Origin of the sequence: Streptomyces sp. (genome assembly GCF_031181705.1) — a bacterium.
In the GTDB taxonomy this organism is placed as follows: domain Bacteria; phylum Actinomycetota; class Actinomycetes; order Streptomycetales; family Streptomycetaceae; genus Streptomyces.
Genome location: NZ_JAPSKN010000038.1, coordinates 14,417 through 39,434, shown reverse-complemented (window position 1 = coordinate 39,434; position 25,018 = coordinate 14,417). Strand labels below are relative to the sequence as shown.

22 protein-coding genes are annotated in these 25,018 nt (G+C 71.7%); 14 read left to right on the top strand and 8 right to left on the bottom strand.

What is annotated here, in order from left to right; genetic code table 11:
- Positions 1-192: 192 nt before the first annotated feature.
- From RIN80_RS10835 to RIN80_RS10805, 7 genes are read left to right on the top strand one after another with little or no spacing between them, the layout of a single operon-like run.
- On the top strand, positions 193-546 hold the full coding sequence (locus RIN80_RS10835) for a hypothetical protein (protein ID WP_309095331.1): 354 nt from the start codon (positions 193-195) through the stop codon (positions 544-546).
- Between the two features lie 7 nt (positions 547-553).
- Positions 554-1,195: a DUF5819 family protein gene (locus RIN80_RS10830; protein ID WP_309095330.1), complete on the top strand. Its 642-nt coding sequence runs from the start codon at positions 554-556 to the stop codon at positions 1,193-1,195.
- Between the two features lie 8 nt (positions 1,196-1,203).
- Positions 1,204-2,244 (top strand): HTTM domain-containing protein, encoded by a 1,041-nt coding sequence (locus tag RIN80_RS10825; protein WP_309095329.1) that lies wholly within the window; start codon positions 1,204-1,206, stop codon positions 2,242-2,244.
- Positions 2,245-2,264: 20 nt separating this feature from the next.
- Positions 2,265-3,116, top strand: coding sequence for a serine hydrolase domain-containing protein (locus RIN80_RS10820; RefSeq protein WP_309095328.1), 852 nt, complete (start codon positions 2,265-2,267; stop codon positions 3,114-3,116).
- A gap of 45 nt (positions 3,117-3,161) precedes the next feature.
- Complete coding sequence (locus tag RIN80_RS10815) at positions 3,162-3,368, top strand: hypothetical protein (RefSeq protein WP_309095327.1); 207 nt, start codon at positions 3,162-3,164, stop codon at positions 3,366-3,368.
- 10 nt (positions 3,369-3,378) lie between these two features.
- Positions 3,379-4,848: an NAD(P)/FAD-dependent oxidoreductase gene (locus RIN80_RS10810; RefSeq protein ID WP_309095326.1), complete on the top strand. Its 1,470-nt coding sequence runs from the start codon at positions 3,379-3,381 to the stop codon at positions 4,846-4,848.
- Positions 4,845-7,430: a bifunctional FO biosynthesis protein CofGH gene (locus RIN80_RS10805; RefSeq protein ID WP_309095325.1), complete on the top strand. Its 2,586-nt coding sequence runs from the start codon at positions 4,845-4,847 to the stop codon at positions 7,428-7,430. Before RIN80_RS10810 ends, RIN80_RS10805 begins: the two co-directional genes overlap by 4 nt.
- Positions 7,431-7,436: 6 nt before the next feature.
- Here the strand turns inward: RIN80_RS10805 and RIN80_RS10800 are convergent, their stop codons facing one another.
- Positions 7,437-8,828 (bottom strand): hypothetical protein, encoded by a 1,392-nt coding sequence (locus RIN80_RS10800; protein WP_375141661.1) that lies wholly within the window; start codon positions 8,826-8,828, stop codon positions 7,437-7,439.
- A gap of 36 nt (positions 8,829-8,864) precedes the next feature.
- Entirely contained in the window at positions 8,865-9,335 is a 471-nt protein-coding gene (locus tag RIN80_RS10795) for a GtrA family protein (RefSeq protein WP_309095323.1), read from the bottom strand.
- Between the two features lie 133 nt (positions 9,336-9,468).
- Here RIN80_RS10795 and RIN80_RS10790 point away from each other — a divergent pair, with 133 nt between their 5' ends.
- Positions 9,469-10,467, top strand: coding sequence for a glycosyltransferase family 2 protein (locus RIN80_RS10790; RefSeq protein ID WP_309095322.1), 999 nt, complete (start codon positions 9,469-9,471; stop codon positions 10,465-10,467).
- A gap of 100 nt (positions 10,468-10,567) precedes the next feature.
- Positions 10,568-11,122, top strand: a complete 555-nt coding sequence (locus tag RIN80_RS10785) for a hypothetical protein (protein WP_309095321.1) — start codon at positions 10,568-10,570, stop codon at positions 11,120-11,122.
- On the opposite strand, the gene RIN80_RS10780 is transcribed toward RIN80_RS10785, so the two are convergent.
- Genes RIN80_RS10780 through RIN80_RS10770 form a run of 3 tightly spaced genes read right to left on the bottom strand, consistent with a single transcriptional unit; the run spans position 11,115 to position 12,649 of the window.
- Positions 11,115-11,627, bottom strand: a complete 513-nt coding sequence (locus tag RIN80_RS10780) for a DUF2165 domain-containing protein (RefSeq protein ID WP_309095320.1) — start codon at positions 11,625-11,627, stop codon at positions 11,115-11,117. The genes RIN80_RS10785 and RIN80_RS10780 overlap by 8 nt on opposite strands.
- A 21-nt stretch (positions 11,628-11,648) precedes the next feature.
- Positions 11,649-11,840 (bottom strand): DUF397 domain-containing protein, encoded by a 192-nt coding sequence (locus RIN80_RS10775; protein WP_309095319.1) that lies wholly within the window; start codon positions 11,838-11,840, stop codon positions 11,649-11,651.
- The gene (locus tag RIN80_RS10770; protein ID WP_309095318.1) at positions 11,837-12,649 is read right to left on the bottom strand and encodes a helix-turn-helix transcriptional regulator; all 813 of its coding nucleotides are present in this window, start codon (positions 12,647-12,649) and stop codon (positions 11,837-11,839) included. Before RIN80_RS10770 ends, RIN80_RS10775 begins: the two co-directional genes overlap by 4 nt.
- A 113-nt stretch (positions 12,650-12,762) precedes the next feature.
- Between RIN80_RS10770 and RIN80_RS10765 the strand changes: the two genes are divergently transcribed.
- The 3 genes from RIN80_RS10765 to RIN80_RS10755 all read left to right on the top strand — a co-directional run bounded on the left by RIN80_RS10765 (position 12,763) and on the right by RIN80_RS10755 (position 16,134).
- Positions 12,763-13,185 carry an ATP-binding protein gene (locus RIN80_RS10765; RefSeq protein ID WP_309095317.1) on the top strand — a complete coding sequence of 141 codons (423 nt, stop codon included), beginning with the start codon at positions 12,763-12,765 and terminating at the stop codon, positions 13,183-13,185.
- Between the two features lie 360 nt (positions 13,186-13,545).
- Complete coding sequence (locus RIN80_RS10760) at positions 13,546-14,664, top strand: ADP-ribosylglycohydrolase family protein (RefSeq protein WP_309095316.1); 1,119 nt, start codon at positions 13,546-13,548, stop codon at positions 14,662-14,664.
- A gap of 171 nt (positions 14,665-14,835) precedes the next feature.
- Complete coding sequence (locus RIN80_RS10755; RefSeq protein WP_309095333.1) at positions 14,836-16,134, top strand: phytase; 1,299 nt, start codon at positions 14,836-14,838, stop codon at positions 16,132-16,134.
- A 60-nt stretch (positions 16,135-16,194) separates the two neighbouring features.
- Here the strand turns inward: RIN80_RS10755 and RIN80_RS10750 are convergent, their stop codons facing one another.
- The 3 genes from RIN80_RS10750 to RIN80_RS10740 all read right to left on the bottom strand — a co-directional run bounded on the left by RIN80_RS10750 (position 16,195) and on the right by RIN80_RS10740 (position 22,787).
- Positions 16,195-17,769, bottom strand: coding sequence for a sodium:solute symporter family protein (locus RIN80_RS10750; protein ID WP_309095315.1), 1,575 nt, complete (start codon positions 17,767-17,769; stop codon positions 16,195-16,197).
- Positions 17,770-18,009: 240 nt separating this feature from the next.
- Positions 18,010-19,884, bottom strand: a complete 1,875-nt coding sequence (locus tag RIN80_RS10745; RefSeq protein ID WP_309095314.1) for an MFS transporter — start codon at positions 19,882-19,884, stop codon at positions 18,010-18,012.
- 167 nt (positions 19,885-20,051) lie between these two features.
- On the bottom strand, positions 20,052-22,787 hold the full coding sequence (locus tag RIN80_RS10740) for a D-alanyl-D-alanine carboxypeptidase (RefSeq protein WP_309095313.1): 2,736 nt from the start codon (positions 22,785-22,787) through the stop codon (positions 20,052-20,054).
- 235 nt (positions 22,788-23,022) lie between these two features.
- Here RIN80_RS10740 and RIN80_RS10735 point away from each other — a divergent pair, with 235 nt between their 5' ends.
- Both RIN80_RS10735 and RIN80_RS10730 read left to right on the top strand, forming a co-directional pair.
- Positions 23,023-23,775, top strand: coding sequence for a GPP34 family phosphoprotein (locus RIN80_RS10735; protein ID WP_309095312.1), 753 nt, complete (start codon positions 23,023-23,025; stop codon positions 23,773-23,775).
- Between the two features lie 253 nt (positions 23,776-24,028).
- Positions 24,029-24,886, top strand: coding sequence for a helix-turn-helix transcriptional regulator (locus RIN80_RS10730; protein ID WP_309095311.1), 858 nt, complete (start codon positions 24,029-24,031; stop codon positions 24,884-24,886).
- Positions 24,887-25,018: the final 132 nt, after the last annotated feature.

Genomic DNA, 25,018 nt, shown 5'->3' with positions numbered 1-25,018 from the left:
GGCAATGCCGCATGAGGCAATGCCGCATGAGGCAATGCCGGATCGGGCAATGCCGCAAGAGGCAATGGAGGGCCCGCCTCACAAATGGCAGGCTCGAGGGTGTTGTTCGCCATGCGATCGCTTCTACCCGGAACACCGCACCGGGCGCATGGCTCGTCCACACCCGGATCAACCGTCATGGGGGAGAACCCGATGAACATCAAGAAGATCGCCACCGCCGCCGGTGTCGCCACCGCCGGTGTCGCACTCTTCGTCGCCACCCAGGGCAGCGCCCAGGCCGCACCGGCCCAGCCGGCCGCGCCGGTGGCCGCCGCCCAGCCGTCGCAGGACAAGGCCCCGCAGGCCATTGGTTCCCTGGTCGGCAAGGCCGCCAAGTCCGTGGGCAAGGCCGCCACCAAGGCGGCCAACAAGGCCACGGCCGTCGGCAAGGGCATGGCCGTCGTCGCGAAGAGCAACGCCGACAACATGCTGTCCCACGGCAGCGTCTTCGCGCCTCCGGCCGACCTGCCGCAGGGAGTCACGGCCGACTCGGTCTTCGACCGGTAAGCACCACGTGACGACCACGTATCGCACGACCAGGAGGGTGGCGCTCGTTGTCGGCGGCGCCCTCCTGGGCGCTCACATGACCATGGCCGCCCTGTCCCAGGCGCCGCTCAGCCCGGCGAAGCTCGTCTACGGCGACACGGTGGCGGAATACCTCGACCCGTACTTCTCGCAGAACTGGCAGCTCTTCGCCCCGACCCCCGTCTCCGACGACCGCGGCATTCTCGCCCGAGCCGCCTGCGCGGACGGATCGCTGACGCCGTACTACGACGTCTCGGCCCGGGGAGTGGAAAAGGCGCAGAGCTCACGCTTCTTCCCGTCGCGGGAGGTCCGTATCGTCTCCGCGCACCTGCAGAACATCACCAGCAGCGAGGAACTCCTGCGCAGACTGCGCCAGCAGCAGACCAACGACAAGAAACCCGCACTGCCCCCGCTGCCTTTCGAGAAGGCCACCGAGGCCGAGGCCGTGAAAGGGCTGTCCCGGTACGCCTACGACCAGCTGACGGCCGCGTGCGCCGGAAAAGCCGTGAAGGTGCAGGTCCGTATGTACGTCCACGAGTTGCCGCCGTGGTCGAAGCGGTACGACGCATCCGCTGAGGGAAAGGTCTTGGTGAAGGATTTCTCCTGGCAGAAGACCCGGGATCTGCGATGAAGAATTCCATGCCGATGCCGAATGCGATGACGAATGCCTTCGGGAAAGTCACCGCCCGGCTGGATTCCTGGTCGTCGGAGGCGGTGGCCGTGACCGGCGTCTCGGGAACACGCGCGCTCCTCGGCTTTGTCGGGCTCATGTACTACGTCGGCCAGTACCGGGAGCGGAACTACCTGTTCGGCCCCAACGGGGTGCTGCCCCACGAGGAATTCACGGCGCAGCTCAACGGCTTCAGCGTCTACGCGCTGTCCGGATCCACCGCGTTCTTCCAGGTCGTCTACCACCTGGGTATCGCGGTGGCGCTGGCGGTGATGCTCGGCGTTGGCGGCAGGCCCGGACTGGCGCTCCACTGGGTCCTGTTGTGGTCCGTCTACCAGCGGCAGCCCGGCCTCCTCGACGGCGGAGACAACCTCGCCTACGTCGTCATCCCGTTCCTGCTCTTGACGCGCTGCTACGACCGGTTCACCCTGCCCACCGGCCTCGCGGCCCGTCTCGCCGAGCGGGTTCCCGGCCGGCTGCGGGCGGTGTCCGTGCCGCTGCACAACCTGGGCGTCCTGATGGTGGCGGCGCAGATCTGCCTCGTCTACGTCGTCTCCGGCCTCTACAAGGTGATGGGCGAGGAGTGGCAGGACGGCACCGCGCTCTTCTACATCATGCGGGTCGCGGAGTTCGAACTGCCCGGCTGGTCACACCTGGTGTACGAGAACGACGTCCTGGTGGTGCTCGGCACCTACGGCACGGTCGCCTTCCTGGTGTACTTCCCCATGGGAGTGCTCGTGCCGGCGCTGCGCCCCTGGGCGGCCGCCGTGTCCATTTGCTTCCACCTGTCGATCGCGTTCTTCATGGGGCTGACCGGCTTCGCGCTGACCATGATCGCCTGTGATCTCGTCTTCCTCTCCGGCGCCCTGGACCGCGCTGTGCTGTGGGCCAGGGCCCACCTGCCCGGGGGCCGGACGCCCAGGGCGGAGCCGACGGAGCCCGCGGCAGCGGCGCCCCGGGGCGGGCGGAGCGGAACCAAGTCGGCCGCACCCGAGGCCGAACTCGTCTGACGACAGGAGCGACACCCACCGTGCCCACCCCTACCTGCCTGCTGGGCGGCCCTGGTATCGAGGACCGGGCCACCCACGGCCATGACCAGGACCGGTTCGTCGAGATCGGTTCCCTCAGCAAGGTGTTCACCGGAACCGTTCTGGCCCGGCTGGCCGAGGACGGCGTCGTCGGCCTCGACACGCCGCTGGAGGAGTGCCTTGAGGAGGTGCCCGCGGGGACGGGCATCACGCTGAGGCACCTGGCCGAGCACACCTCGGGCCTGCCACGCCTGCCCGTCGGCCCCTCCGGTCCGCCCGACGACCCGTACGCCACCTTCACGGAGGATGCCCTGCGCACCTCGCTGCGCGAGCTGGATCGGGTGGCCACGGGCCGGCTGGGGGAGGAGGAGTACTCCAACCTCGGGTACGCGGTGCTCGGGTATGCGCTCACGACGGTCACGGGACGCTCGTACCAGCAACTAGTCGACGAGCAGGTGCTGTTGCCCCTGGGGCTCGAGGCGGGCTCGGTGACCGCGCTGCCGCCGCAGGAGTTGCGTCTTGTCCCGCGTGGCCTGTTCGGCCGGCCCAGGCCGCTGTGGACGCTGACGGGCCCGATCCTGCCGGCCGGCGGCCTGTGGTCCACCTGCCGGACTCTGTCCGGGGTCGTGGTCGGACTGCTGGTCGAGCACCGGCTGGGCCCGCCCGCGCCCAGCTGGCAGCGGGGCTCCTCCATCACCTGGCACAACGGCGCCACCCGCGGCTCGTCCGTGGTGGCGGCGGCGCACGACGACGGTCGCTGGCTCGTCCTGCACCGCCTCGGTGACACGGCCGGCACCGACAGCCTCGCCAGGAAGACCCTCCTTGCGGCCCCCGCGCCGCAGGGCGGGAACTGATCACCGCCGTCCGAGAGAAGCACAGAGAGAAGCACGGGGGACGTCATGAGGATCGCCTGGTTCGCCTGGCTGGCGCGGCACTTCGGTGAGTACGGCTACAGCGACGGGCCGCTGCGTGCCGCCGTCGGCACGGGCGCGGTGCTGGTGACCGCCGCGCTGCTCTGGTTCGCCCTGCACCGCCACCGCCCGGCCGCCGTGGCCGCCGCCGGTCTCACCTGTGCCCTGGGCATCGGGTGGCTGGCCTTCCACTGAAAGGACTCGCATGACGGACGCCGTCGTCGTCGGCTCCGGGCCCAACGGGCTCGCGGCCGCGCTCACCCTCGCCCGCGCCGGACTGCGGGTGGAGGTGTTCGAGGCGCACGAGCGCATCGGCGGGGGACTGCGCTCGGAGCCCCTGTTCGACTCGGAGGTGCTGCACGACATCTGCGCGGCGGTCCACCCCATGGCACCGGTCTCGCCGTTCATGCGGTCCCTGGACCTTGAGGCGCACGGCGTCGCCCTGCTGCACTCGCCCGCCGCCTACGGCCATCCCCTCAAGGGCCGCCCGGCCGCGCTGGCCTGGCGGGACCTCGACGCCACCTGCGCGGAACTGGGCGAGGACGGACGACGCTGGCGGAGGCTGATGCTGCCGCTGATGGAACGCTCGGCGGACGTGGTGGAGCTGATGCTCTCCACCCAGCGCACGCCCCCGAACCCGCGGGCCGTGGCCGTCCTGGCCGGCCGGCTGCCGGCGCAGGTCCTGCGCACCGGCGGCCCGCTGCGCACCGACGCGGCCCGGGCGCTCCTCACGGGCGTGGCCGCCCACGGCATCGGCCGGCTGCCCTCCCCGGCGGCCGCCGCGGTCGCGCTGCTGCTCGGGCACCTCGCCCACGCCACCGGCTGGCCCATACCGCGGGGCGGTTCGCAGGCCGTCGCCGCGGTCATGGCCGCACACCTCGAACGGCTCGGCGGGCGGATCCACACCGGCGTCCGCGTGGACAGCCTCCGCGACCTGCCCGCCCGCCACTTCACCCTGCTGGACGTCTCGCCCCGCGAGCTGGCCCGGATCGCCCCTCTGCCGAGCGGTTACCTCCGCGCGCTGTCCCGCTACCGCTACGGCCCGGGCGCCGCCAAAGCGGACTTCCTTGTCGACGGCCCGATCCCGTGGAGCGACCCCCGTCTCTCCCGGACCGCCACGATCCACCTGGGCGGCGCGCACGGCACGGCATCGGAACTGGCCCGCGCCGAGACGGTGACGGCCCGTGGCCTGCGCTCGCCGCACCCGTACGTCATCGTGGTCGACCCGGCCGCCGCCGACCCGGCCCGGGCCGTGCGGGGGCGCAGACCCGTCTGGGCCTACGCCCACGTGCCGCACGGTGACACCCGCGACCCTCTGCCGGTGATCCGCGCCGCCCTGGAAAGGCATGCCCCGGGCTTCACCGACACGGTGCTCGCGGAACGCGGCGTCACGGCGGCGCGCCTGGCGGCGTACAACGCCAACTACGTGGGCGGCGACATTGCCTCGGGCGCGATGACCCTGTGGCAGACGCTGGCCCGGCCGGTGCCCCGCTGGAACCCCTACCGCACACCCCTGCCGGGCACCTACCTGTGCTCCTCGGCAACCCCACCGGGCCCCTCCGTCCACGGGATGTGCGGCTACCACGCGGCCCGGGCGGCGCTGCGGGAGTGGCCGGAGACTGCCCGGACCACTCCTGCTCGGCCTGATCAGCGCACTCGTATGCTCGAAGGATGACGACTCCCGCGACCCCCGGATCCGGCCCCACCGAGAACTCCCTGCGTCGCGCCCTGAAACGGGCCAGGGACGGCGTCTCCCTCGATGTCGCCGAGGCGGCGGTGCTGCTCCAGGCGCGGGGTGCGCACCTGGAGGACCTGTCGGCCTCGGCCGCCCGGGTGCGGGACGCGGGGCTGGAGGCGGCCGGCCGGCCCGGCGTCATCACGTACTCCAAGAGCGTCTTCATCCCCCTGACGCGGCTGTGCCGGGACAAGTGCCACTACTGCACGTTCGTCACCGTCCCCGGCAAGCTGCGCCGGGAGGGCCACGGGATGTTCATGTCCCCGGACGAGGTGCTGGACATCGCCCGCAAGGGCGCCGCCCTCGGCTGCAAGGAAGCCCTCATCACCCTCGGCGACAAGCCCGAGGACCGCTGGCCCGAGGCGCGCGAGTGGCTCGACGCGCACGGCTACGACGACACCCTCGCCTACGTCCGCGCCATCTCCATCCGCATCCTGGAGGAGACGGGCCTGCTGCCCCACCTGAACCCGGGCGTCATGAGCTGGGCCGACTTCCAGCGGCTCAAGCCCGTCGCGCCGAGCATGGGCATGATGCTGGAGACCACCGCGACCCGCCTGTGGTCGGAGCCGGGCGGCCCCCACCACGGCTCCCCGGACAAGGAGCCCGCCGTCCGCCTGCGGGTGCTGGAGGACGCCGGGCGGTCCTCCGTGCCCTTCACCTCCGGGCTGCTCATAGGCATCGGCGAGACCTACGAGGAGCGCGCCGAGTCGCTGTTCGCGCTGCGCAAGGTCTCCCGCGCCTACCACGGCGTCCAGGAACTGATCATCCAGAACTTCCGTGCCAAGCCGGACACGGCGATGCGGGGCATGCCCGACGCGGAACTGGACGAACTGGTCGCCACGGTCGCCGTCGCCCGCCTCCTCATGGGCCCGGGCGGCAACATCCAGGCCCCGCCCAACCTCGTCGACGACGAGTACGAACGGCTGATCCGCGCCGGCATCGACGACTGGGGCGGCGTCTCCCCGCTCACCATCGACCACGTCAACCCCGAACGCCCCTGGCCGCGGATCGAGCAGCTGGCCGAGAAGTCCCGCGCGGCCGGGTTCGAGCTGCGCGAACGGCTCTGCGTCTACCCGGAGTTCGTCCGGCGCGGCGAGCCCTGGCTGGACCCGCGGCTGCGCCCGCACGTGGCGGCCCTGGCCGACCCGGACACCGGCCTCGCCCGCCCCGGCGCCCTGCCGCGGGGCCTGCCCTGGCAGGAGCCGGAGGAGGTGTTCGTCGCCTCGGGCCGTACCGACCTGCACACCTCCATCGACACGGAGGGCCGCAGCTCCGACCGCCGGGACGACTTCGACGAGGTGTACGGCGACTGGGGCGCCCTGCGCGAGGCCGCCGCCCCGGGCATGGCACCCGAGCGCATCGACACCGACGTCCGTCAGGCCCTGCGCACGGCGGCCGACGATCCGACGAGGCTCACCGACGCCGAGGCGCTGGCGCTGCTGCACGCGGACGGACCGGCCCTGGACGCCCTGGCCCGGGTCGCCGACGACGTGCGCAAGTCGGCCGTGGGCGACGACGTCACCTACATCGTCACGCGGAACATCAACTTCACCAACGTCTGCTACACCGGCTGCCGCTTCTGCGCCTTCGCCCAGCGCCGCACCGACGCCGACGCCTACACCCTCTCCCTGGACCAGGTCGCCGACCGGGCCCAGCAGGCGTGGGAGGTGGGCGCGGTGGAGGTCTGCATGCAGGGCGGCATCCACCCGGACCTGCCCGGCACGGCGTACTTCGACATCGCCCGGGCCGTGAAGGAACGGGTCCCCGGCATGCACGTGCACGCCTTCTCGCCGATGGAGGTCGTCAACGGCGCGACCCGCACGGGCCTGTCGGTCCGCGAGTGGCTGACCGCCGCCAAGGAGGCGGGCCTGGACACCATCCCGGGCACGGCCGCCGAGATCCTCGACGACGAGGTCCGCTGGATCCTCACCAAGGGCAAGCTGCCCGCGGCCGACTGGATCGACGTCGTGACGACCGCCCACGAGCTGGGCATCCGCTCGTCCTCCACCATGATGTACGGGCACGTCGACCAGCCCCGCCACTGGCTCGGGCACCTGCGCACCCTCGCGGACATCCAGCAGCGCACGGGCGGCTTCACCGAGTTCGTGACGCTGCCGTTCGTGCACACCAACGCGCCGGTCTACCTGGCGGGGATCGCCCGCCCGGGCCCGACCATGCGGGACAACCGCGCGGTGACGGCCATGGCCCGGCTGCTGCTGCACCCGCACATCCCCAACATCCAGACCAGCTGGGTCAAGCTCGGCACGGAGGGCGCGGCCGAGATGCTCCGCTCCGGCGCCAACGACCTCGGCGGCACGCTCATGGAGGAGACCATCTCCCGGATGGCGGGCTCGTCGTACGGCTCGTACAAGTCGGTCCGGGACCTGATCGCCGTGGCCGAGGCGGCCGGGCGTCCCGCCAGGCCCCGCACCACCCTGTACGGCGAGGTCCCGCAGGAGCGGCAGCGGGCGGCGGCGGCCTCCGACGGGCATCTGCCGGAGCTGCTTCCGGTGCTGGACTGACGGGTCCTACTGGCCCCCGGCGTCCGCCGGCTGATGCTCCGCCAGGGGCCGGCCGGTCGTGGCGCCGGGGTGCGCGGGCCCTGGGGGAGACGTGCTGCGGCCCAGCCACAGCAGCAGCACCCCGAGGCCGCAGGCCAGCGCCGGCCAGTACACGTAGCGGAAGTCCGTCGCGGGCATGATCGGGAGATAGCCGAGGACGTAGGCCGCGGAGCTGATGCCCAGCGCCCGGACCGGCGTCGAGAACAGACCCCGGCCGGGACGGAGGGACAGCACCAGCGCGACGGCGAGCCAGAACCAGCCGCGGAACAGCCACCGCAGGTCCCTCGCCACGCCGTTGACGTACGTGCCGAGCATGGCCTCCAGCTGCGGGTGCGCCACCTCGACGCCCAGGTCGTTGCGGGTGATGCCCGCCTTGTACACGTAGTCGGTCTCGAACAGCAGCGTCGCGAAGAGCCGCAGCCGGTACTGCACGTACCCCGGCACGTGCCCGCGCATCTCCCGCAGCCACAGGGAGGTGATCTCGTCCGAGTCCCCGCGCAGCCCGTCGGCGGGTCGTTCGTAGCAGGCCCAGTAGGCGTCCGACAGGGCGCCGGTGCGGGCGCACTCCCGGGCCGAGGCCACGAGCCGGTCGCGCAGCGCGGGCGGGACGTCCGCCGAGCGCAGTTCGTCGACCGTCAGCACGTGCACCAGGTCGTCGAGCATGATCTGGGCGCCCTGCTTCGTCTGCAGCGGCTCGGCGAACAGGGAGATGGCGGCGGCGGGCACGACGAGCCCGGCCGCGAGCGCCGCCGTGCACGTCACCCACCTGCGGCGGCCGGGAGCGCGCCACAGCGCGAGGACCAGCAGCACGAAGACGGGGAGCGCGGCCAGGAAGGCGTTCTTGCGCACGAGCATGGCGTACGCCAGGAACAGCACGCCGAGACCGAGCAGCGCCCACCGCACGGCGGGACGCACCCCACGGTCCCGGATCCGCAGCCCGGTGAACGCCACCGCGCACGCCGCGAGCAGCGCGAACGCCGCGTGCACGTCCTTCCACACCACACCGGCGAACGTCAGCACGAACGGGGTCAGCCCGAGCCCGAGCACCGCGAGGGATCCGGCCCGGCTCCCGGTCAGTTCCCACACGGCCCAGGACAGCACCCACAGCGCCCCCCAGAAGACGAGGGACTGCAGCACCAGCATCGACGTGAGCGAGCCGGTCACCGCGATGAGGGCCCGCCACACCAGGCTCAGCACGGGCGGGTGCCAGTCGGTCAGGGGTCTGCTGCCCTCGGCCTGCTGGAGCTGGTCGAGGCTGTCGGGGCTCAGGAAGCCGGGTGCGAAGACGAGGACGGTGCCCAGGCAGCAGACCGCGGCGACGGCGGCCAGACCCGCGATCCAGCGCTGAGCCTCCGACACCCGTCCAGTTTGCGACATATGCCGGATGCTAACGGCTCAGGGGGCGACGAAGACGTAGCGCCGGTAGGCGTAGAAGCGGAACAGTGTCGCGAGCACCCAGCCGAGGATGCGGGCGGTGTTGTCACTGAGCGCCGAGTCGAGCCCGAGCAACTGCCGCGAGGCGAAGACGGTCCCGGCGGTGATGACGAGCCCGACGCCGTTGGCGACGAGGAACAGCACCAGCTCGTGGGTCACCTTCTCGCGGTGCTGGTGGCGGTAGGTCCAGTACCGGTTGCCGACCCAGCTGAACAGCGCCGCCGCGCCCGTCGCCAGCACGGACGCCTGCACGGGGGCGGCCCGCATCACCCCGCCCTGCGCGCCGCCGGGCAGGCCGAAGACCAGCAGGTTGTAGCCGCCGTTGTCGACGACGAAGGCCAGGGCCCCGACGACGCCGAACCTGGCGGCCTCCCGCCAGACGCCCCTGACGGCGTCACGCGCACGCAGCGTCACAGATGCGAGGACCGGCACACGGTGAGCGTAACGACCCGGCGTGCCCCCACCCCTCAGACGCGCTCATATCGCATGATTTCCCCACAAAAGCATGCCTGGTGAACGAGGCAGGCGAACAAGGCGGGCAACAGGGCATCGGTCCGGGTGAGGAGTGGTCGTGGAACCGACGATCGCGTGTGTCGTGCCGTGTCACAACGAGGAGGCGGCCGTCGGCAAGGTCGTCCGCGACCTGCGCGCCGCCCTCCCCGAGGCCGTCGTCTACGTGTACGACAACGCCTCCACCGACCGTACGGCGGAGCTGGCCCGGGAGGCCGGCGCGATCGTCCGGCACGAGTCCCGCAAGGGCAAGGGCAACGTCATCCGCCGCGCCTTCGCCGACGTGGACGCCGACGCCGTGCTCCTCATCGACGGCGACGACACCTACGACGCCTCCCGCGCCCGGGACCTGGTCGACCTGCTCTTCGAGGGGCCGTACGACCAGGTCGTCGGCGCCCGCCGGGTCACCTGCGACGGGGCCTACCGGGCCGGGCACGCGGTCGGCAACAAGGTGCTCACCGGGGCGGTGCGCTCGCTGTTCGGCAACGACGTGACCGACATGCTCAGCGGCTACCGGGTCTTCTCACGGCGGTTCGTGAAGTCCTTCCCGGCGCTGGCCCGCGAGTTCGAGACCGAGACGGAGATGACCATCCACGCGCTGCACCTGCGGCTGCCCACGGCCGAGGTGCCCGTGGACTACCGGGTCCGGCCCGCGGGCGGCGAGAGCAAGCTGCGCACCTACCGGGACGGCTGGCGCATCCTGCGGGTCATCCTCGACCTGGCGCGCCGCGAGCGCCCCTCGCTCGTGCACACCGTGATCGCGGGCGCGCTGGCCCTGGTCTCGGTGGTCCTCGGCATCCCCGTCATCGCCGACTTCGTCCGCACGGGCACCGTGCCCCGCGTCCCCACGGCGATCCTCGCCGCCGCGATCATGACGATCGCCGCGCTGGTCCTGCTGGTGGGCTACATCCTGGAGTCGCTCACGCACATGCGGCAGGAGCAGACCCGGCTGGTGCACCTCTCCTACCCGGCCCCGGTGCGGACCCCGCGCTACACCGCGCGCGGCGCCGGCACGGGTCCCGTCCCGGTCCGCAAGACCGCCGGGGGACCCTGAGAAGCCGGGCCCCGAGGCAGTGGGGGAGCGGCGGGCGCGCAGTACGATGATCGGAACCCCGGTGCTGTGCGGGGTCCCGTGACTGAGGAGATGCGTGCCGGTGCCTGCCCGACTTCCTTCGTGGGCCTGGACGTCCGGGCTGACCGTGGGAGCGATAGCCGCGGTGGCGGTCCTGGCCGTGCAGGCGGACAAGGGCCCGCATCCCACCGCGACCTCCGCCAAGCCGAGCAGCTCGGCGTCGGCCCGGCCCACGCCCACGGCGTCCGCCCCGGCCCGGGTCCCCGACGGCTCCGGCACCGGCCGGCGCATCGTCTACTCCCTGGGGGAGAAGAGGGTGTGGATGGTCGACGCGAGCGAGGCGACCCGCCGGACGTTCACGGTCTGGCCGGGCACGGTCAGCCCCGACCCCGGCACTTACACGATCTCGTCCCGCAACGCGGCCACGACCGGCTCCGACGGCGTCCCGATCGAGCACATCATGTACTTCGCCGCGCAGGACGGTGTCTCCGTCGCCTTCTCCAACGCGGTCGACGGGTCCTCCCCGCCGCCCGCCGCCTCCGGCGGCAAGACCGGCGGGGTCCGGATGAAGAAGGCGGACGGCACGGCACTGTGGGCGTTCGGCACGGTCGGCACGACCGTGGCCGTGGTCAGGTAGCTGACGTCTCCGCCCGCGGGGCCGTCAGCTGGTTGACGATCAGCACGATCCCGCTGAACAGGAAGATCCGGGTCGCGGCGTCCAGCCCGTTCCAGTTCTTCGACTGCCACATGGAGAACCACTCACCGCCGATCGCGATGAACCCGGCCCCGAACAGCAGCATCACCATCAGCAGCCCGTACGTCGACATCCGCCGGGCGCGCACGGCATCGCGTCCGGCCCACAGCCACGTGCCGTATATGAGGACGAGCGCGGCGACGGTCTCCCACACGATGATCGCGACGTACGCGGCGTCCTGGAGCCCTTCGCTGGTGATGGCACGCCACATCAGGTCCTCGTCCTTGAACGTGGTGTCCATCGCCAGCACATGGCGGACGAACTGCTGGTTGGTGCCGAAGTCGGTGATGTTCCCGAAGGCGACCAGCGCCATGTAGAGGGCGATGGTCCCGGTGAGCAGCGTGGCGGCGAGGGACAGCCCGCCGCGGGGGGTTGTGGAGGTGGCCATGTCGATCATTCTGCCGACGGATCAGCGCTCCGTGGCAAACTCCAGGAACTCGGCCCAGGTGCCTGCGGTGAAGGTCAGACGGGCGCCGCCACTGTTCTTGGAGTCGCGGACGTGGATGGCGAGTTGGGGGGAAGGGGATATCGCGGCTTCGACGCAGTCGGGTCCGTCGTTGCTGCTGTAGCTGCTCTTGAACCAGTCGAGCTCGGGGGTCACGTCTCTTCTCCCAGAACTTTCTCGATGAAGGCCAGGGACTCTCGCGGCGAGAGGGCCTGCGCCCGGATCATTCCATAGCGCATGTCGAGGACTTGGGCGTCGCGGGGGTCGCTGATCACGCGGTTGTGCAGGTGGGCTTCGAAGTGCCCCAGTGTCCTGCCCTCCTGGAGCTTCAACACCCTGAACGGACCTGCCATACCCGCGTGGTCCTCCCGGTCCGTCGGCATGACCTGGATCGACACGTGCCGCAACTTGGCCACCTCCAACAGATGTTCGAGCTGCTGGCGGAGCACCATTCTGCCCCCGAGCGGCCTGCGCAGTGTCGTCTCTTCCTGGACAAACGTGATGAGCGCTCGCGGCACGCGGTCGAACACGGCCTTGCGTGCCATGCGCGCCGCGACGTACCGCTCGATCTCGTCCTCCGTGAAGGCGGGGCGTCTCATGGCGTACAACGCCTGTGTGTACTGCGGGATCTGAAGCAGCCCGTTGATCTGGTGGTTGTCGTAGGCCCCGAGTTCGACGGCCTCCTCCTCCAGCCGCGCTAGGTCCCGCACCTTCTTCGGATACCGAGCCTTCTCCACGTCCTCCTTCATCGCGGCCAGCTTGCCGCCGGCGCTGAGCACCTCATCCGCCTTGTCGAGAAAATCCGGCTTGGGGATGCGGCGGGCCCGCTCCACGGACGACACCATCTCCTCGCCGTACCCGATGGCCGACCCCAGCTCCGCCTGCTTCAGTCCCGCCGCCTCGCGCCACATCTTGATCTGCCGCCCGACCGTCCTGAGCACGGCCGCCGCTTCCTCGTCCTCCACGCCTTCCCTCCCTGACGTACGACCCGTACGACCCCGCCGCACGACCGGACAGTCACGCTCGGTACCGAGGTCGTCGCTGTTCAGAGTAGGGACGGTCGGCCACGCTGGGTGACATGAGTCAGAAATCCCCCACCCGGATCCCCGCGCACACCCGCCACCTCGCCGTTCAGCTGTCGGCGACTCGAAGGGGTGCGCGACTGGCGCGGCTGCTCACCGAACGCCAACTCGACGCGTGGGGCGAGCCCTACGGCGCTGCCGCGCAGGTCGTGGCCGAGCTGGCGTCCAACGCCGTACGGCACGGACGCGTGCAGGGCAGGGACTTCCGGTTGCGGCTGAAACTGCGCGTCGACCGCACGCTGCGCGTCGAGGTCACGGACGCCCGGGGCGACCGGGTCCCGTGCGTCCCGGACCCGGTGGCGGGGGACGCGGAAGGCGGCAGGGGCCTGCTCATCGTCGAGGCGTACGCGGACCGTTGGGGCGTGACTCAGGCTCCGGCCGGAGCCAAGACGGTCTGGGCCGAACTGGCGTTGGCCTGACCGTGTCCCGGTGCGTCATGACGCGGCTGGCGCGGCGGGCAGTCGATGGTGCAGCGTCGGCGCAGACAACTGCCAGACACGAATACGGCCCCCGCCGGGACTGCCATCCCACTGCGAGGGCCTGATCACCAAGGATGAAGAGACCTTCCCGATCACTGAGCAGCACCCCAGCGCGCCCTCGCGCGCGCCCCGGACCGCCGCCCCGGCGACGTCTGCAACGTGACCTGGTACGGCTGACACCCCCCCGCTCGGGAGAACCCGGGCCCGGTCCCGCCCCTTCCCGCCCCCTGAACCCACCGTCCCCATTCGATTACAGTGGCGAGCTGTCGTACGTGTGGACGGTGCCCCTGGGAGGTCAAGGTGGGTGCGACTGCCGGTGCCGTCTGGGGGCGTACGGAGCAGCAGGACTTCCGCAGCCGGGTGCGCGGGACGCTGCTCGGCGCGGCCGTCGGGGACGCGCTGGGCGCGCCCGTGGACGGGCTGGGGATCGACGAGATACGGGAGGCGCACGGGGCCGAGGGACTGCTGGACCTGGCTCCGGCCTACGGCAGGCGCGGCGCCATAACGCACCTCACCCAGCTGACCCTGTTCTCCGTGGACGGGCTGATCAGGGCCCAGGTGCGGCGGGACACCGGCGCCTGGCACCCGCCGACCGACCTGCACCGGGCGTATCTGCGCTGGGCCGCCACCCAGCGGGACTGGGGGCCCGACGAGCGCCGCAAGGAGGACGGCTGGCTCGCGCGCGAGGAGTGGCTGTACGCCCGCCGCGACCCCAGCCGCGCGCTGCTCCTCGGGCTCGGCGACGACACCATGGGCACCCCGGACGCGCCCAAGAACCCGGGTGAGGCCGGGCCCGAGGCCGCCGCCCGGTCGGCGCCGTTCGGGCTGCTCGTCGGATGGGAGCCGCAGCTCGTCGCCCAGCTCGCGGTGGAGTGCGCGGCGCAGACCCACGGGCACCCGACGGCCTGCCTCGCGGCGGGCGCGTACGCCGTGATCGTGCACGGGCTGGCCCTCGGCGAGAGCCTCGACGGCGCGGTGCAGCGCGCCTTCGCCCTGCTCGCCGCCCGCCCCGGGCACCAGCCCGTCGCGGAGGCGCTGCAGCACGCGCTGGGCGCCGTGCGGCAGGGCATGCCCGGGCCGGAGCGGATCGCCGAGCTGAGCGGGGCGGGCACCGCCGAGGGGCTCGTCGCGGCGGCCGTGTACTGCGCGCTGGTCGCCCCGGATGTCCGCCACGGGCTGTGCCTCGCGGTCAACCACGACGGCCCCTCCGCCGCCACGGGCGCCCTGACCGGTGGCCTTCTCGGCGCCCTGCACGGCGAGACGGCCCTGCCCCCGGCCTGGCTGGCCGAGCTGGAGGGCCGCCCCACGATCCTGGAACTGGCCGACGACTTCGCCATGGAGATGACCCAGGGCCCGGCCCTGCACGGCCCGGCGGGGTCGTCCCCGGGCTGGCTGGCCCGGTACCCGCGCGCCGTGTAGGACGCCGTTCCCCCCGCTCACTTTCCTGGCATGGTCACGTCACCGTACCGTGGTCGTCCCGTCACCTTCGGTCCACAGGATCTGCACGGCCCGACGCGGGGATCGCCTTCCCGTGGCTGCTCCACCGGGTCTCGTCCGTTCATCCCCCTTCGTGGAGGCACTGTGCGCAACCTGCGCGCGACACAGACGGCCGCGGTCGCCGCGGTCCTGACGGCCATGGCGGTCCTGCCCACCCCGGCCCTGGCCGCCGGCCCCGGGCTCCCGGGGGTGACCGCCACCAGCGAGACCCCGGCCCTGTACGGCGACGACACCGGCGGCAACGCCGACGCCGACGACCCGGCGATCTGGCGCAACGCCGCCGACCCCGACGCCAGCCTGGTGATCGCCACCGCCAAGGAGGGCGGCCTGCGCGTGTACGACCTGGCGGGCGAGGAGGTGCAGTCGATCCCGGCGCCGCCCGCGCCCACCCCCGACGCCAAGCCGGGCCGCTTCAACAACGTGGACCTGATCTCCGGGTTCCCGCTGCCGACCGGCCGCGCCGACGTCGCCGTCGTCACCGACCGCGGCCGCGACCACCTGCGGATCTACCGCATCACCCCGGGCGCCGCCCGCCCGCTGACCGACATCACCGACCCGAACGCCCCGCTGGTCTTCTCCAAGGACCAGGACGAGGTCGACGACCAGGCCACCCCCTACGGCCTCGCCACCTGGAAGGACAAGGCCACCGGCCGCTCCTACGCCGTGGTCAGCCGGCGCAGCCGCACCCGGCTCGCCCTGCTGGAGCTGAGGACGACCTCCCGCGGAGCGGTCTCCTACCGGAAGGTGCGCACCTACGACCTGCCCGCCTCCTTCACCCTCCCCAACGGCACGTCCTGGGCCCCCTGCACCGACCCCGGAGACCTCCCCCAGGTCGAGGGCATGGTCGTGGACCCGGCGAACAAGGTGCTCTACGCCGGCCAGGAGGACGTCGGCATCTGGCGGCTGCCCGCCGACCTCGGCGGCAGGGCCGAGCTGATCGACAAGGTCCGCGAGTACGGCGTCCCCGCCACCTACGACGAGGCGACCGAGGAGTGCGTCGCGGGCGCCGACCCCGGCTACGGCGGCACGCACCTGTCCGCCGACGTCGAGGGCCTGACCATCCTCGACGAGGGGGACGGCGACGGCTACCTGCTCGCCTCCAGCCAGGGCGACGACACCTTCGCCGCCTACGACCGCGAGGTCTTTGACGGCAACGAGTACGAGGGCGGCTTCCGGGTCACCGCCGGGACCGTCGACGGCTCCGAGGAGTGCGACGGCGCGGCCGTACTGAACGCCCCGCTCGGCTCGCGCTACCCGAAGGGCCTGCTCGTGGTGCAGGACGGGCACAACACCCCGCAGGAGACGGACGCGGACGGGGAGGTCCGCGACAACACCGACTTCAAGTTCGTCGACCTGCGCAAGGTCACCGGCGCCCTGGACGAGGACGACTGAGCAGCCGTAGGCCCCCGCCGGGACAGGCGGGGGCCTACGGTCGTCGCGGCCGTGCCGCGGCTAGTCCTTGACGGTGGTGCGCACGGTGGCGTCCTGGGCGCCGCCCGCCGGGGCGGGCACGGTGGCCGCCGCGGCCCCGTCACCGTCCGTGTTGATCTTCTCGATGAGCGCGAGGCGCTCGGGGGTGTCCTCGGGCCTGATGTAGCCGATCACGATGTACAGGACCAGGGACACGGCCAGCGGGATCGACACCTGGTACTGGAGCGGCACGCCGCCCTCGACGTTCCAGTTGATCGGGTAGTTCACCAGCCAGAAGGCGAACAGGCCCATCGACCAGCTGGCCAGCGCCGCGGTCGGGCCGGAGCGGCGGAACGCCCGCAGCAGGCCCAGCATCATCGGGATCGCCATCGGGCCCATCAGACCGGCCACCCACTTGATGACGACCGTGATGATGTCCTTGAACGCGGGCGAGTTGACCTGGGTGGCCGCCGCCATGGACAGACCGAGGAAGACGACCGTCGCGATCCGCGCCACCCGCAGGCCCTGGCTCTGGTTCCAGGTCCGGGCCCGCGCCCAGATCACCGGCGCGCAGTCCCGGGTGAACACGGCCGCGATGGCGTTGGCGTCGGAGGAGCACATGGCCATGGTGTGCGAGAAGAAGCCGACGATGACCAGGCCCAGCAGGCCGTGCGGCAGGAGCTGTTCGGTCATCAGGGCGTACGAGTCGGAACCGTCCGGCTTCTGCGACTCGACCAGCAGCGGCGACATCCACATGGGGAAGAACAGCACCAGCGGCCAGACCAGCCAGAGGATCGCCGACAGCCGGGCCGAGCGCTCGGCCTCCTTGGCGTTCGGGGTGGCCATGTAGCGCTGGGCCTGGTTGAGCATGCCGCCGTTGTACTCGAACAGCTTGATGAAGAGGAACGCCAGCAGGAACACCGTGCCGTACGGGCCGACCAGCGGTTTCTCGTGGCCCTGGAGTTCGGGGGAGTCCCAGACGCCGAAGAAGCCGCCGTGGTCGTCGAGCCGGACGAACACCGCCGCGAACATCGCGATGCCGGCCAGCAACTGGATGATGAACTGCCCGAGTTCGGTCAGCGCGTCCGCCCACAGGCCGCCGATCGTGCAGTAGATGGCCGTGATGCCGCCGGTGATGAGGATGCCCTGGTTGAGGGAGATCCCGGTGAAGACGGAGAGCAGCGTGGCGATCGCCGCCCACTTCGCGCCCACGTCCACGATCTTCAGCAGCATGCCCGACCAGGCCAGCGCCTGCTGGGTCTTCAGGTCGTAGCGGTTCTTCAGGTACTCCAGCGGGGACGCCACATGCAGCCGGGAACGCAGCCGGTTGATGCGCGGGGCGAACAGCTTCGACCCGATGGCGATGCCCAGGGCGATGGGGAAGGACCAGGTGACGAACGACGTGACGCCGTAGGTGTAGGCGATGCCCGCGTACCCGGTGAACATCACCGCGCTGTAGCCCGACATGTGGTGCGAGATGCCGGACAGCCACCACGGCATCTTGCCGCCCGCGGTGAAGAAGTCGCTGACGTTGTCCACCCGTTTGTGCGACCAGACACCGATCGCGACCATCACGGCGAAGTAGCCGATGAGCACGGCCCAGTCGAGACCGTTCATGTGCGCCCTCCCAGGGATCAGCCCGGCGCTCATCGTGGGCGCTGTCGCGTGAACACGACAAGTGACCGTTGAGTCAAGGGGAGGTAAAATTGTTCGACGTGATGGCCTCGGTTCACCTATGTGAACTCATCGCACAGGGCTTTCCCGCGTTGACCAGCGATGACTGTCAAATGATCACCGGGGTCCGGTCCGACGCCAGGAACACCACCGCGGACCGCCCCCGCCGCGGGAGCGGCCCGGTCAGCCCAGTTCCTCCGGGCACGGCGTGCCGCGCGGGAGCTGGTACGGCGCCGCCAGGCGGTACGTGCCCGGCTTCGGCGCGAGGAGTTCCGTCCAGCGGTCGCCCTGGGCGTCCTCCTCCGTCTCCCGCAGACAGCCGTTGACGTTCACGTACGACTTCGGCTCGCCCTCCGGCCGGTCCTTGGAGGCCTCCGTCTCCTGCGGCGGCTTCAGGCTCTTGCCCTCCGCGTCGACGATGCTCAGCCACGGCGAGTACGGGATGCGGACCAGGATCCGGCCCGCCTTGCGCACCTGGAGGACCATCTCGCCCTGCTCGGCCCGCTCGACGACGGCGTTCGGCTCGGCCAGCGGGGTCGGATCGGTGACCTTGAACAACTGCCAGTTGGCGTCGCCCCACACCTGCGTCAGATAGGGCAGACCCCGCTGCACCAGCGCCCGCTCCCGCTCGCCGCCGTCGCCGTCCGGCTCGTCCTTCGGCAGCACGACGTAGTGGACCGCCCAGCGCTTGAGCCACTCGCGGTAGTTCGCCGAGTTCAGGGTGTCGTCGTAGAAGAGCGGGTTGCGCTCCATGTCGGCCTGACGGTTCCAGCCGCGGGCCAGGTTGACGTAGGGCGCGAGGGCGGACGCCTCGCGGTGGGAGCGGGCCGGGACGACCTCCACCCGGCCCTTCTCCGCACCGACCTCCTGCAACTCGTTGACCAGCGGGGCGAGCTCGCGCGACCAGGAGGCCGCCGGGGCCGTGTGCACGATGTCGTCGATCGTCTTGAAGCCGATCCACACCCCGAAGCCGACGAGGGCGACCACGGCCGCGTACCACTTGCGGCTGCGCTCCACCGTGAACGGGAGCGCGGCGACCAGCGCGACACCGGCGAACAGCATCGCCAGACGCGTGATGTTCGAACCGATCTGGGAGCTGATCAGCCACACCAGTACGACCCCCAGGCCGTACACCGCGGCCGTGAGCCGGACCGTCTTCCACTCCCGCGGCACCAGTACGAGAACCAGGACGGAGAACGCCAGCGGCAGCACCACCGAGCCGAACATCATCGGCTGCGTCCCCGAGAACGGGAACAGCCACGCCGACACCGCGACCACCGCGCTCGGCGCCAGACCCAGCGCCCACGCGCCCGGCCGCCGCTTCTGCAGGAACAGCGCCACCGCCACCAGGCCCACGAACAGGCCCGCCACCGGCGACGCCATCGTGGCCAGCGCGGCCAGCGGCGCCGCGCACAGCGCCTTCGCCCAGCGCTTGTACCGCCACCGGTACGGCCAGCAGAACACCACCGCCACCGCGCCGAGCGCGAACATCATGCCCAGACCGAAGGTCACCCGGCCGGACACGGCGTTGCAGAACAGCCCGAACACGCCCGCCAGCGACGCCCACAGCGGATTGCGGACGGAACGGCTGCGCAGCAGGAGCAGGGTCAGCAGCCCGGCCGAGACCGTCCCCGCGATCATCATGGTCGTCCGCACCCCGAGCACGGACATCAGATACGGCGACACCACGCTGTACGACACCGGGTGCATGCCGCCGTACCAGGCGAGGTTGTACGCCGAGTCCGGATGCCGGCCGACGAACTCCGCCCACGCGTCCTGCGCGGCCAGGTCACCCCCGCTGTTCGCGAAGGTGAAGAACCAGACGACGTGCAGTACCCCGGCGAGCCCGGTGATGGAGAGCACCGGGTGGCGCAGCATCCGCTCCCGCACGGCCGGCACGAAGGGGGGCCGGCGGAATCCGGGGGACGCGCTCTCGGGCACGGGGTCGGCCGTGCCGTCAGGTGTGCCGGGGTCCGGCGTTCTGGGCGCGCGTATTCGTGGGCCGGATACCGGGCCCGGACCGGTGTCGTCTGCGCGTGTCGGCTCCGCAGTGGCCACTCGAAGGCACTCCCCGTGTCCCGTCTTTCTGTTCCCGGCTTCTTCCCCCGGCCGCGCCGCCGCGCACGGCGACCTGCCCCGATTCGCGACGCTAGCACGCACCCCGCCGGGCAGCGCCCGGACGGGCCGCCACCGGCGGGGTGCGCTCGCGCGGGCGCCGCCCCGGCTCAGCCGATGCGCGTGAGCTTGGCCCCGAAGCCCGGCTCCACCAGGTCCTCCTGGAGGGCGACCGGAACCTTCACGGCGCCGCTGCTGCCGTCCCCGACGGTGAGCGTGCCCACCTTGGTGCCGGCCTCGGCCGTGTGCGGCAGGTCGTCCGCCGCGAACGTCAGCTTCACGGACAGGCCCGCCCAGCCGACGGCCGTGACGTCCTCGGTGACGGCGACCGGCGTACGGCCGCCGAGCCCGTCGTCGGCGTACCCGACGACCGTGCCCTTCTTCAGGATCGTCGCCGACTCCAGCGCGCCCTGCGCGGCCCGGATCAGCCGGTCGCCCTCGTGGAGCGCGGCGCCCAGGATGGTGTTGTCGGGGCCGCCGGCGGGCTGGCGCACGACCGCGCCGATGATCCGGTGCGTCTCGCCGTTCACGTCCTTCTTCGCGGAGAAGACGAGGTTGCCGAGGGCGGAGGTGGTGGTGCCGGTCTTGATGCCGGTGACGTCGTTGGAGCCGACCAGGCGGTTCCAGTTGTCGTGCCGGGTGCCCTTGTAGTCGACGTACGACATCATCGCCGCGACCTCGCGGAAGGCGGGCTGCTGCATGGCGGCCTTGGCGAGCTTCACCTGGTCCACGGCCGTGGAGACGGTCGTGTTGTTCAGGCCGGAGGGGTCGGTGTACGTCGTGTTCTTCATGCCGAGGTCCTTGGCGGCGTCGTTCATCTTCTGCACGAACGCCTTCTCGGACCCCGCGTCCCAACGGGCGAGCAGCCGCGCCACGTTGTTCGCGGACGCGATCAGGATGCTCTCCAGGGCCTCCCGCTGGGTGATCTTGTCGCCCTTGGTGACGTCGACGGTGGACTCCTGGCCGGCGTCGGACTGGTCCTCGGCGGCCTGGTCGATGTCGATCTTCGGCCCCTCGGCGCCGCTCTTGAGCGGGTGGTCGCGCAGGATCACGTAGGCGGTCATGACCTTGGCGACGCTGGCGATCGGCACGGGCTTCTGCTCGCCGGACGAGCCGAACGTGCCGATGCCCTGGACGTCCAGCGCGGCCTGGCCCTTGGTGGGCCAGGGGATGTCGGTCTGGCCGCCCTCGAACGTGTAGCTGTCCTTCGCGGTGAGTTCGAGGGTGGGCGTCGGCAGCGGGCGCACGCTCTGCACGACCGCGAAGACGATCACCAGCAGCAGCACCAGCGGCGTCCAGATCTTCACCCGCCGCACGGCCGTGCGCAGCGGGGTCTCCGGGGGCGGCGGGGTGTTCGTCAGCTCGGCCAGCAGGTCCAGCGGCGGCTTCGGCGGCAGCGGCTGCTGGGTGGTGCGCTCGGGGCCGACGGTGGGGACGGGGGCGGTGGCCTCGGCGGGCGGGACGGGCTTCCGGGCCGCCGGGTCGTCCAGCGGCTTGAGCGCGACGAACTTGCTGGTCCGCTCGGCGTCCTTCTCGGGAGCGTCCGTCTTCCCGGCCGCGTCCTTGGTGCCGCCGCCGAGCTTGAGCATGGTGGTGGGCTGATCGACCGGGGGCCGTACGGCCTTGAAGACGGCGGTGGGCTGATCGACGGGCGGCGCGGAGACCTCGCCACCGGCTGCCTTGCCACCGGCTGCCTTGGCGGTGCCGGCCTTGCCGTCGCCCGCCTTGCCGTCGCCCGCCTTGCTGCCGTCGGCCTTGCCGGTGCCGGCCTGGTCGGTGTCGGAGGCCGGGGTCTTGCCGGTGCCGGTGCTGGTGGTGGCCGCGGGTGCGGGCTTGGTGTCGGTGTCCGGCCGGGACTCGCCGTCGGCCTCGGAGGCGTCCGCGTCGGAGGCCGCGCCGTCGGTGTCCCCGTCGGTGTCGGTGTCGGGCTCCGCCTCTGCGCCGCCGGAGGTACGGGGGGCGGCGGTCTCGGATGCCTTGTCGCCGGTGCTGTCCGCCGCCGCGGAGGGGCTCGGGCCGCTCGCCTTGCCGTCGGTGGGGTTGTGGGCCTTGAGGGCAGCGGCGGCCTCGCCGTCGACGGAGTCGGCCGGCCCGGTCTCCTCCGTGCGCGTGCTGCCACCGGCCGTGGCGGAACGGTCCGCCTCCGGCTCCTCGGCCTCGTCCCGGCCCCGGGAGCCCGTCGGCGCCGCCTCAGCGGCCTCCTGGGCGTCTTCCAGGGCATCCGTGGCCTCGTGCGCCTCGCCCGCCTCGTCCGCCGCGCCGGTGGCCTCCCGGTCACCCCGGGCAAGCTCGCCGGCCCCGTCGGCGCCCTCGGCGTCCGTGCCGGCGTCGGTGGTCGATGCGCCCGCGGTCTCCCCGGCCGCCTCCGCGTCCCCGCCGTCGCGCACGCCCGAGTCGGCCTCAGGGGCCTCGTGTCCCGGCTCGGCGTCGGTCTTCCGGGCCTCCCGGGAGTCCGCGCCCTTGCCGGTCTGCTTCTCGTCGCCGTCGGCCGAGGCGACCCACGCCGCCACCGCGTTCCGCGTCCGTCCGTCCGAGCCGCCCGCACCCCGCTCGCCGGAGTCCCCACCGGACGCTTCCACGGACTCGGCGGACTCGGCGGCCTCCTCGGGAGCGGAGTCGCCCGCGCCGCGCTGCGCGTCCCCCCGCTCCTCGGCCGTCCGCGCGGACAGCACGCGGGTCGCCGTGTCGACACCCGCGTGCCCCGAGGACTTCTTCGCCTCCCGCGCCATCGCGAGCCGCGGGTCCGCTGACTCGCTCCTGGCCCCGGGAACCGGACCCGCGCTCCCCGACGTCGGTTCTGCCGACGACTCGCGCTGCTTCGACCTGTCGGGGGACTCGCCCGCCACCGATGCCTCCTCCTCGCGCCGCACGACCCGCGTGCGCGTACCGAACGTGAACCGCCGCCCTGACAACGCTCCCCGGCGCTGTCCGAACCATGTACCAGTGTCCTGTGTGCGGACCGGATCCATCCGGTAGACGAGAACGACATACCTACTGGTTCCACTACGAACCGGTCACGCACCCTCGACAGACCAATGTGAGAGGGGTCACCCTGTCATTCATCCACGCGGGGAGGCATGGATGGGCAGGAGCCGCAGAACACTTCCGGAGGAGCTTCTGCTGCTGGCGTTGGACCCGGCCACGGGTACCACTGCACAGCCGCAGTCGCTCGACCTCGGCCTGGCCGGAGCACAGCTAGTGGAGCTGGCGCTGGCCGGACGGATAGCCCCAGACGGGGATCGTATCGCCGTGGTGGTACCACGGCCGACTGGAGATCCGACTCTGGACTGCGCGTTGGAGTTGCTGCGAAGGCGCGGTGCTCCCGTACGGGCGGTCCACTGGATAGGCGGGCCGCGCTTGGGGCTCCGCCAGACCTACCTCTCGCATCTGGAGCGGTGCGGCATGGTGCATGCCGTGGCGGGCCAGATGTGCGGAGTGCTGCCGACGACTCGCTACCAGGCGACGGACAACGAGATCAGCCGGGAGATCAGGGCCCGGCTGGACTCCGCGATCCGCACCGGCGTACCGCCGGACCCGCGGACCGCGGCGCTCGCCGCACTGGCGCACGCGGTCGGCCTCGGCAAGCACCTGTACCCGGGCAACGAGGGACGCTCCTCTCGCTCCCGGCTCAGGGACCTGATCAGGCACGACCCCATGGGCGGTCTCGTCGCGCACGCCGTGATGGACGTCCAGAACGGCGCGGCGGCCCAGCCGCGCCGCAGCCCGGCCCCGTCCGGCCGTCCGGCCGCCGGAGCCAGGCCCGCACCGGAACCCGCCCGAGGCGTTCCGATGCAACCGCGCCACGGATCCATGGCGCGTGCCGTGGCCCACTGAGCCGCGCCGTACCACCGGGCACCGCCTACGACCGGCACACATCACGGGACCCCACGAGCCCGGTCACGGGAGCCGCTGTCCGAGCGGGGCGGCGAGAGCGCAGACTCTCGCCGCCCCGCTCGGCGTGCCGTTCCCGAACTGGCGTGTACCCGTCGCATATCCACCGTTTCCCAGCGGTAGGAAGCACCTTGGTGGCAGTCTGCTCAACAGCAGATACGCAAAGTAGAGGCACGCAGCCGGAGGTGCACGTCCCGTGGCGTCCAATGTCAATCCCACCGTCAGGCGGCGCCGGCTCGGTCAGGAGCTCCGCAGGCTCCGCGAGCTCAAGGGCATGACGGCCGAGGAAGTGGCCGAGCGGCTGCTGGTGTCGCAGTCGAAGATCAGCCGCCTGGAGAACGGGCGGCGCAGCATCAGCCAGCGCGACGTGCGCGACCTGTGCGGGGTGTACGAGGTCGAGGACCAGCGGATCGTCGAGTCGCTGATGCAGATGGCCAAGGACTCGCGCCAGCAGGGCTGGTGGCACGCCTTCGGCGACATCCCCTACTCCGTCTACATCGGCCTGGAGACGGACGCCGAGTCGCTGCGGGTCTACGAACCCCAGATCATCACCGGCCTGTTGCAGACGCGCGCCTACGCCGAGGCCATCATCCGGGGCGGTTCGCCGGAGGCGACGGAGGCGGACCACGACAAGCGCGTCGAGGTCCGGCTGCGCCGGCAGGGCCGTATCACCGCCGAGACGGACCCGCTGCGGCTGTGGGTGGTGCTGGACGAGGCGTCCCTGCACCGGGTCGTGGGCAACAAGGAAGTGATGCGCGAGCAGTTGGAGCATCTCATCGAGATGTCGCAGCTGCCCCACATCACCGTGCAGGTCCTGCCGTTCGAGGTCGGCGCGCACGCCGGCATCAACGGCCAGTACTCGATCCTGGAGTTCGCCGACGCGGCCGACTCCAGCGTCGTGTACATCGAGGGCGTCACCAGCGACCTGTACCTGGAGAAGCCGCTCGACGTGCAGAAGTACACGGTGATGTACGAGCACCTGCGCGCCCAGTCGCTGAACGTGGACCAGTCGCGGCAGCTCATCGAGCGTCTGGCGAAGGACTACGCACGCTGAACCGCCGCCGAAGGGACCTCCGACCGGGCGAGGCGCGGGATGCTACACCCCTGACACGCCTGACTGGAAGTCTCCCCTGGAATATGCCATCCAGTCGAGTGAATGACTGCTCCGAACGAGGATGTGGGCGAG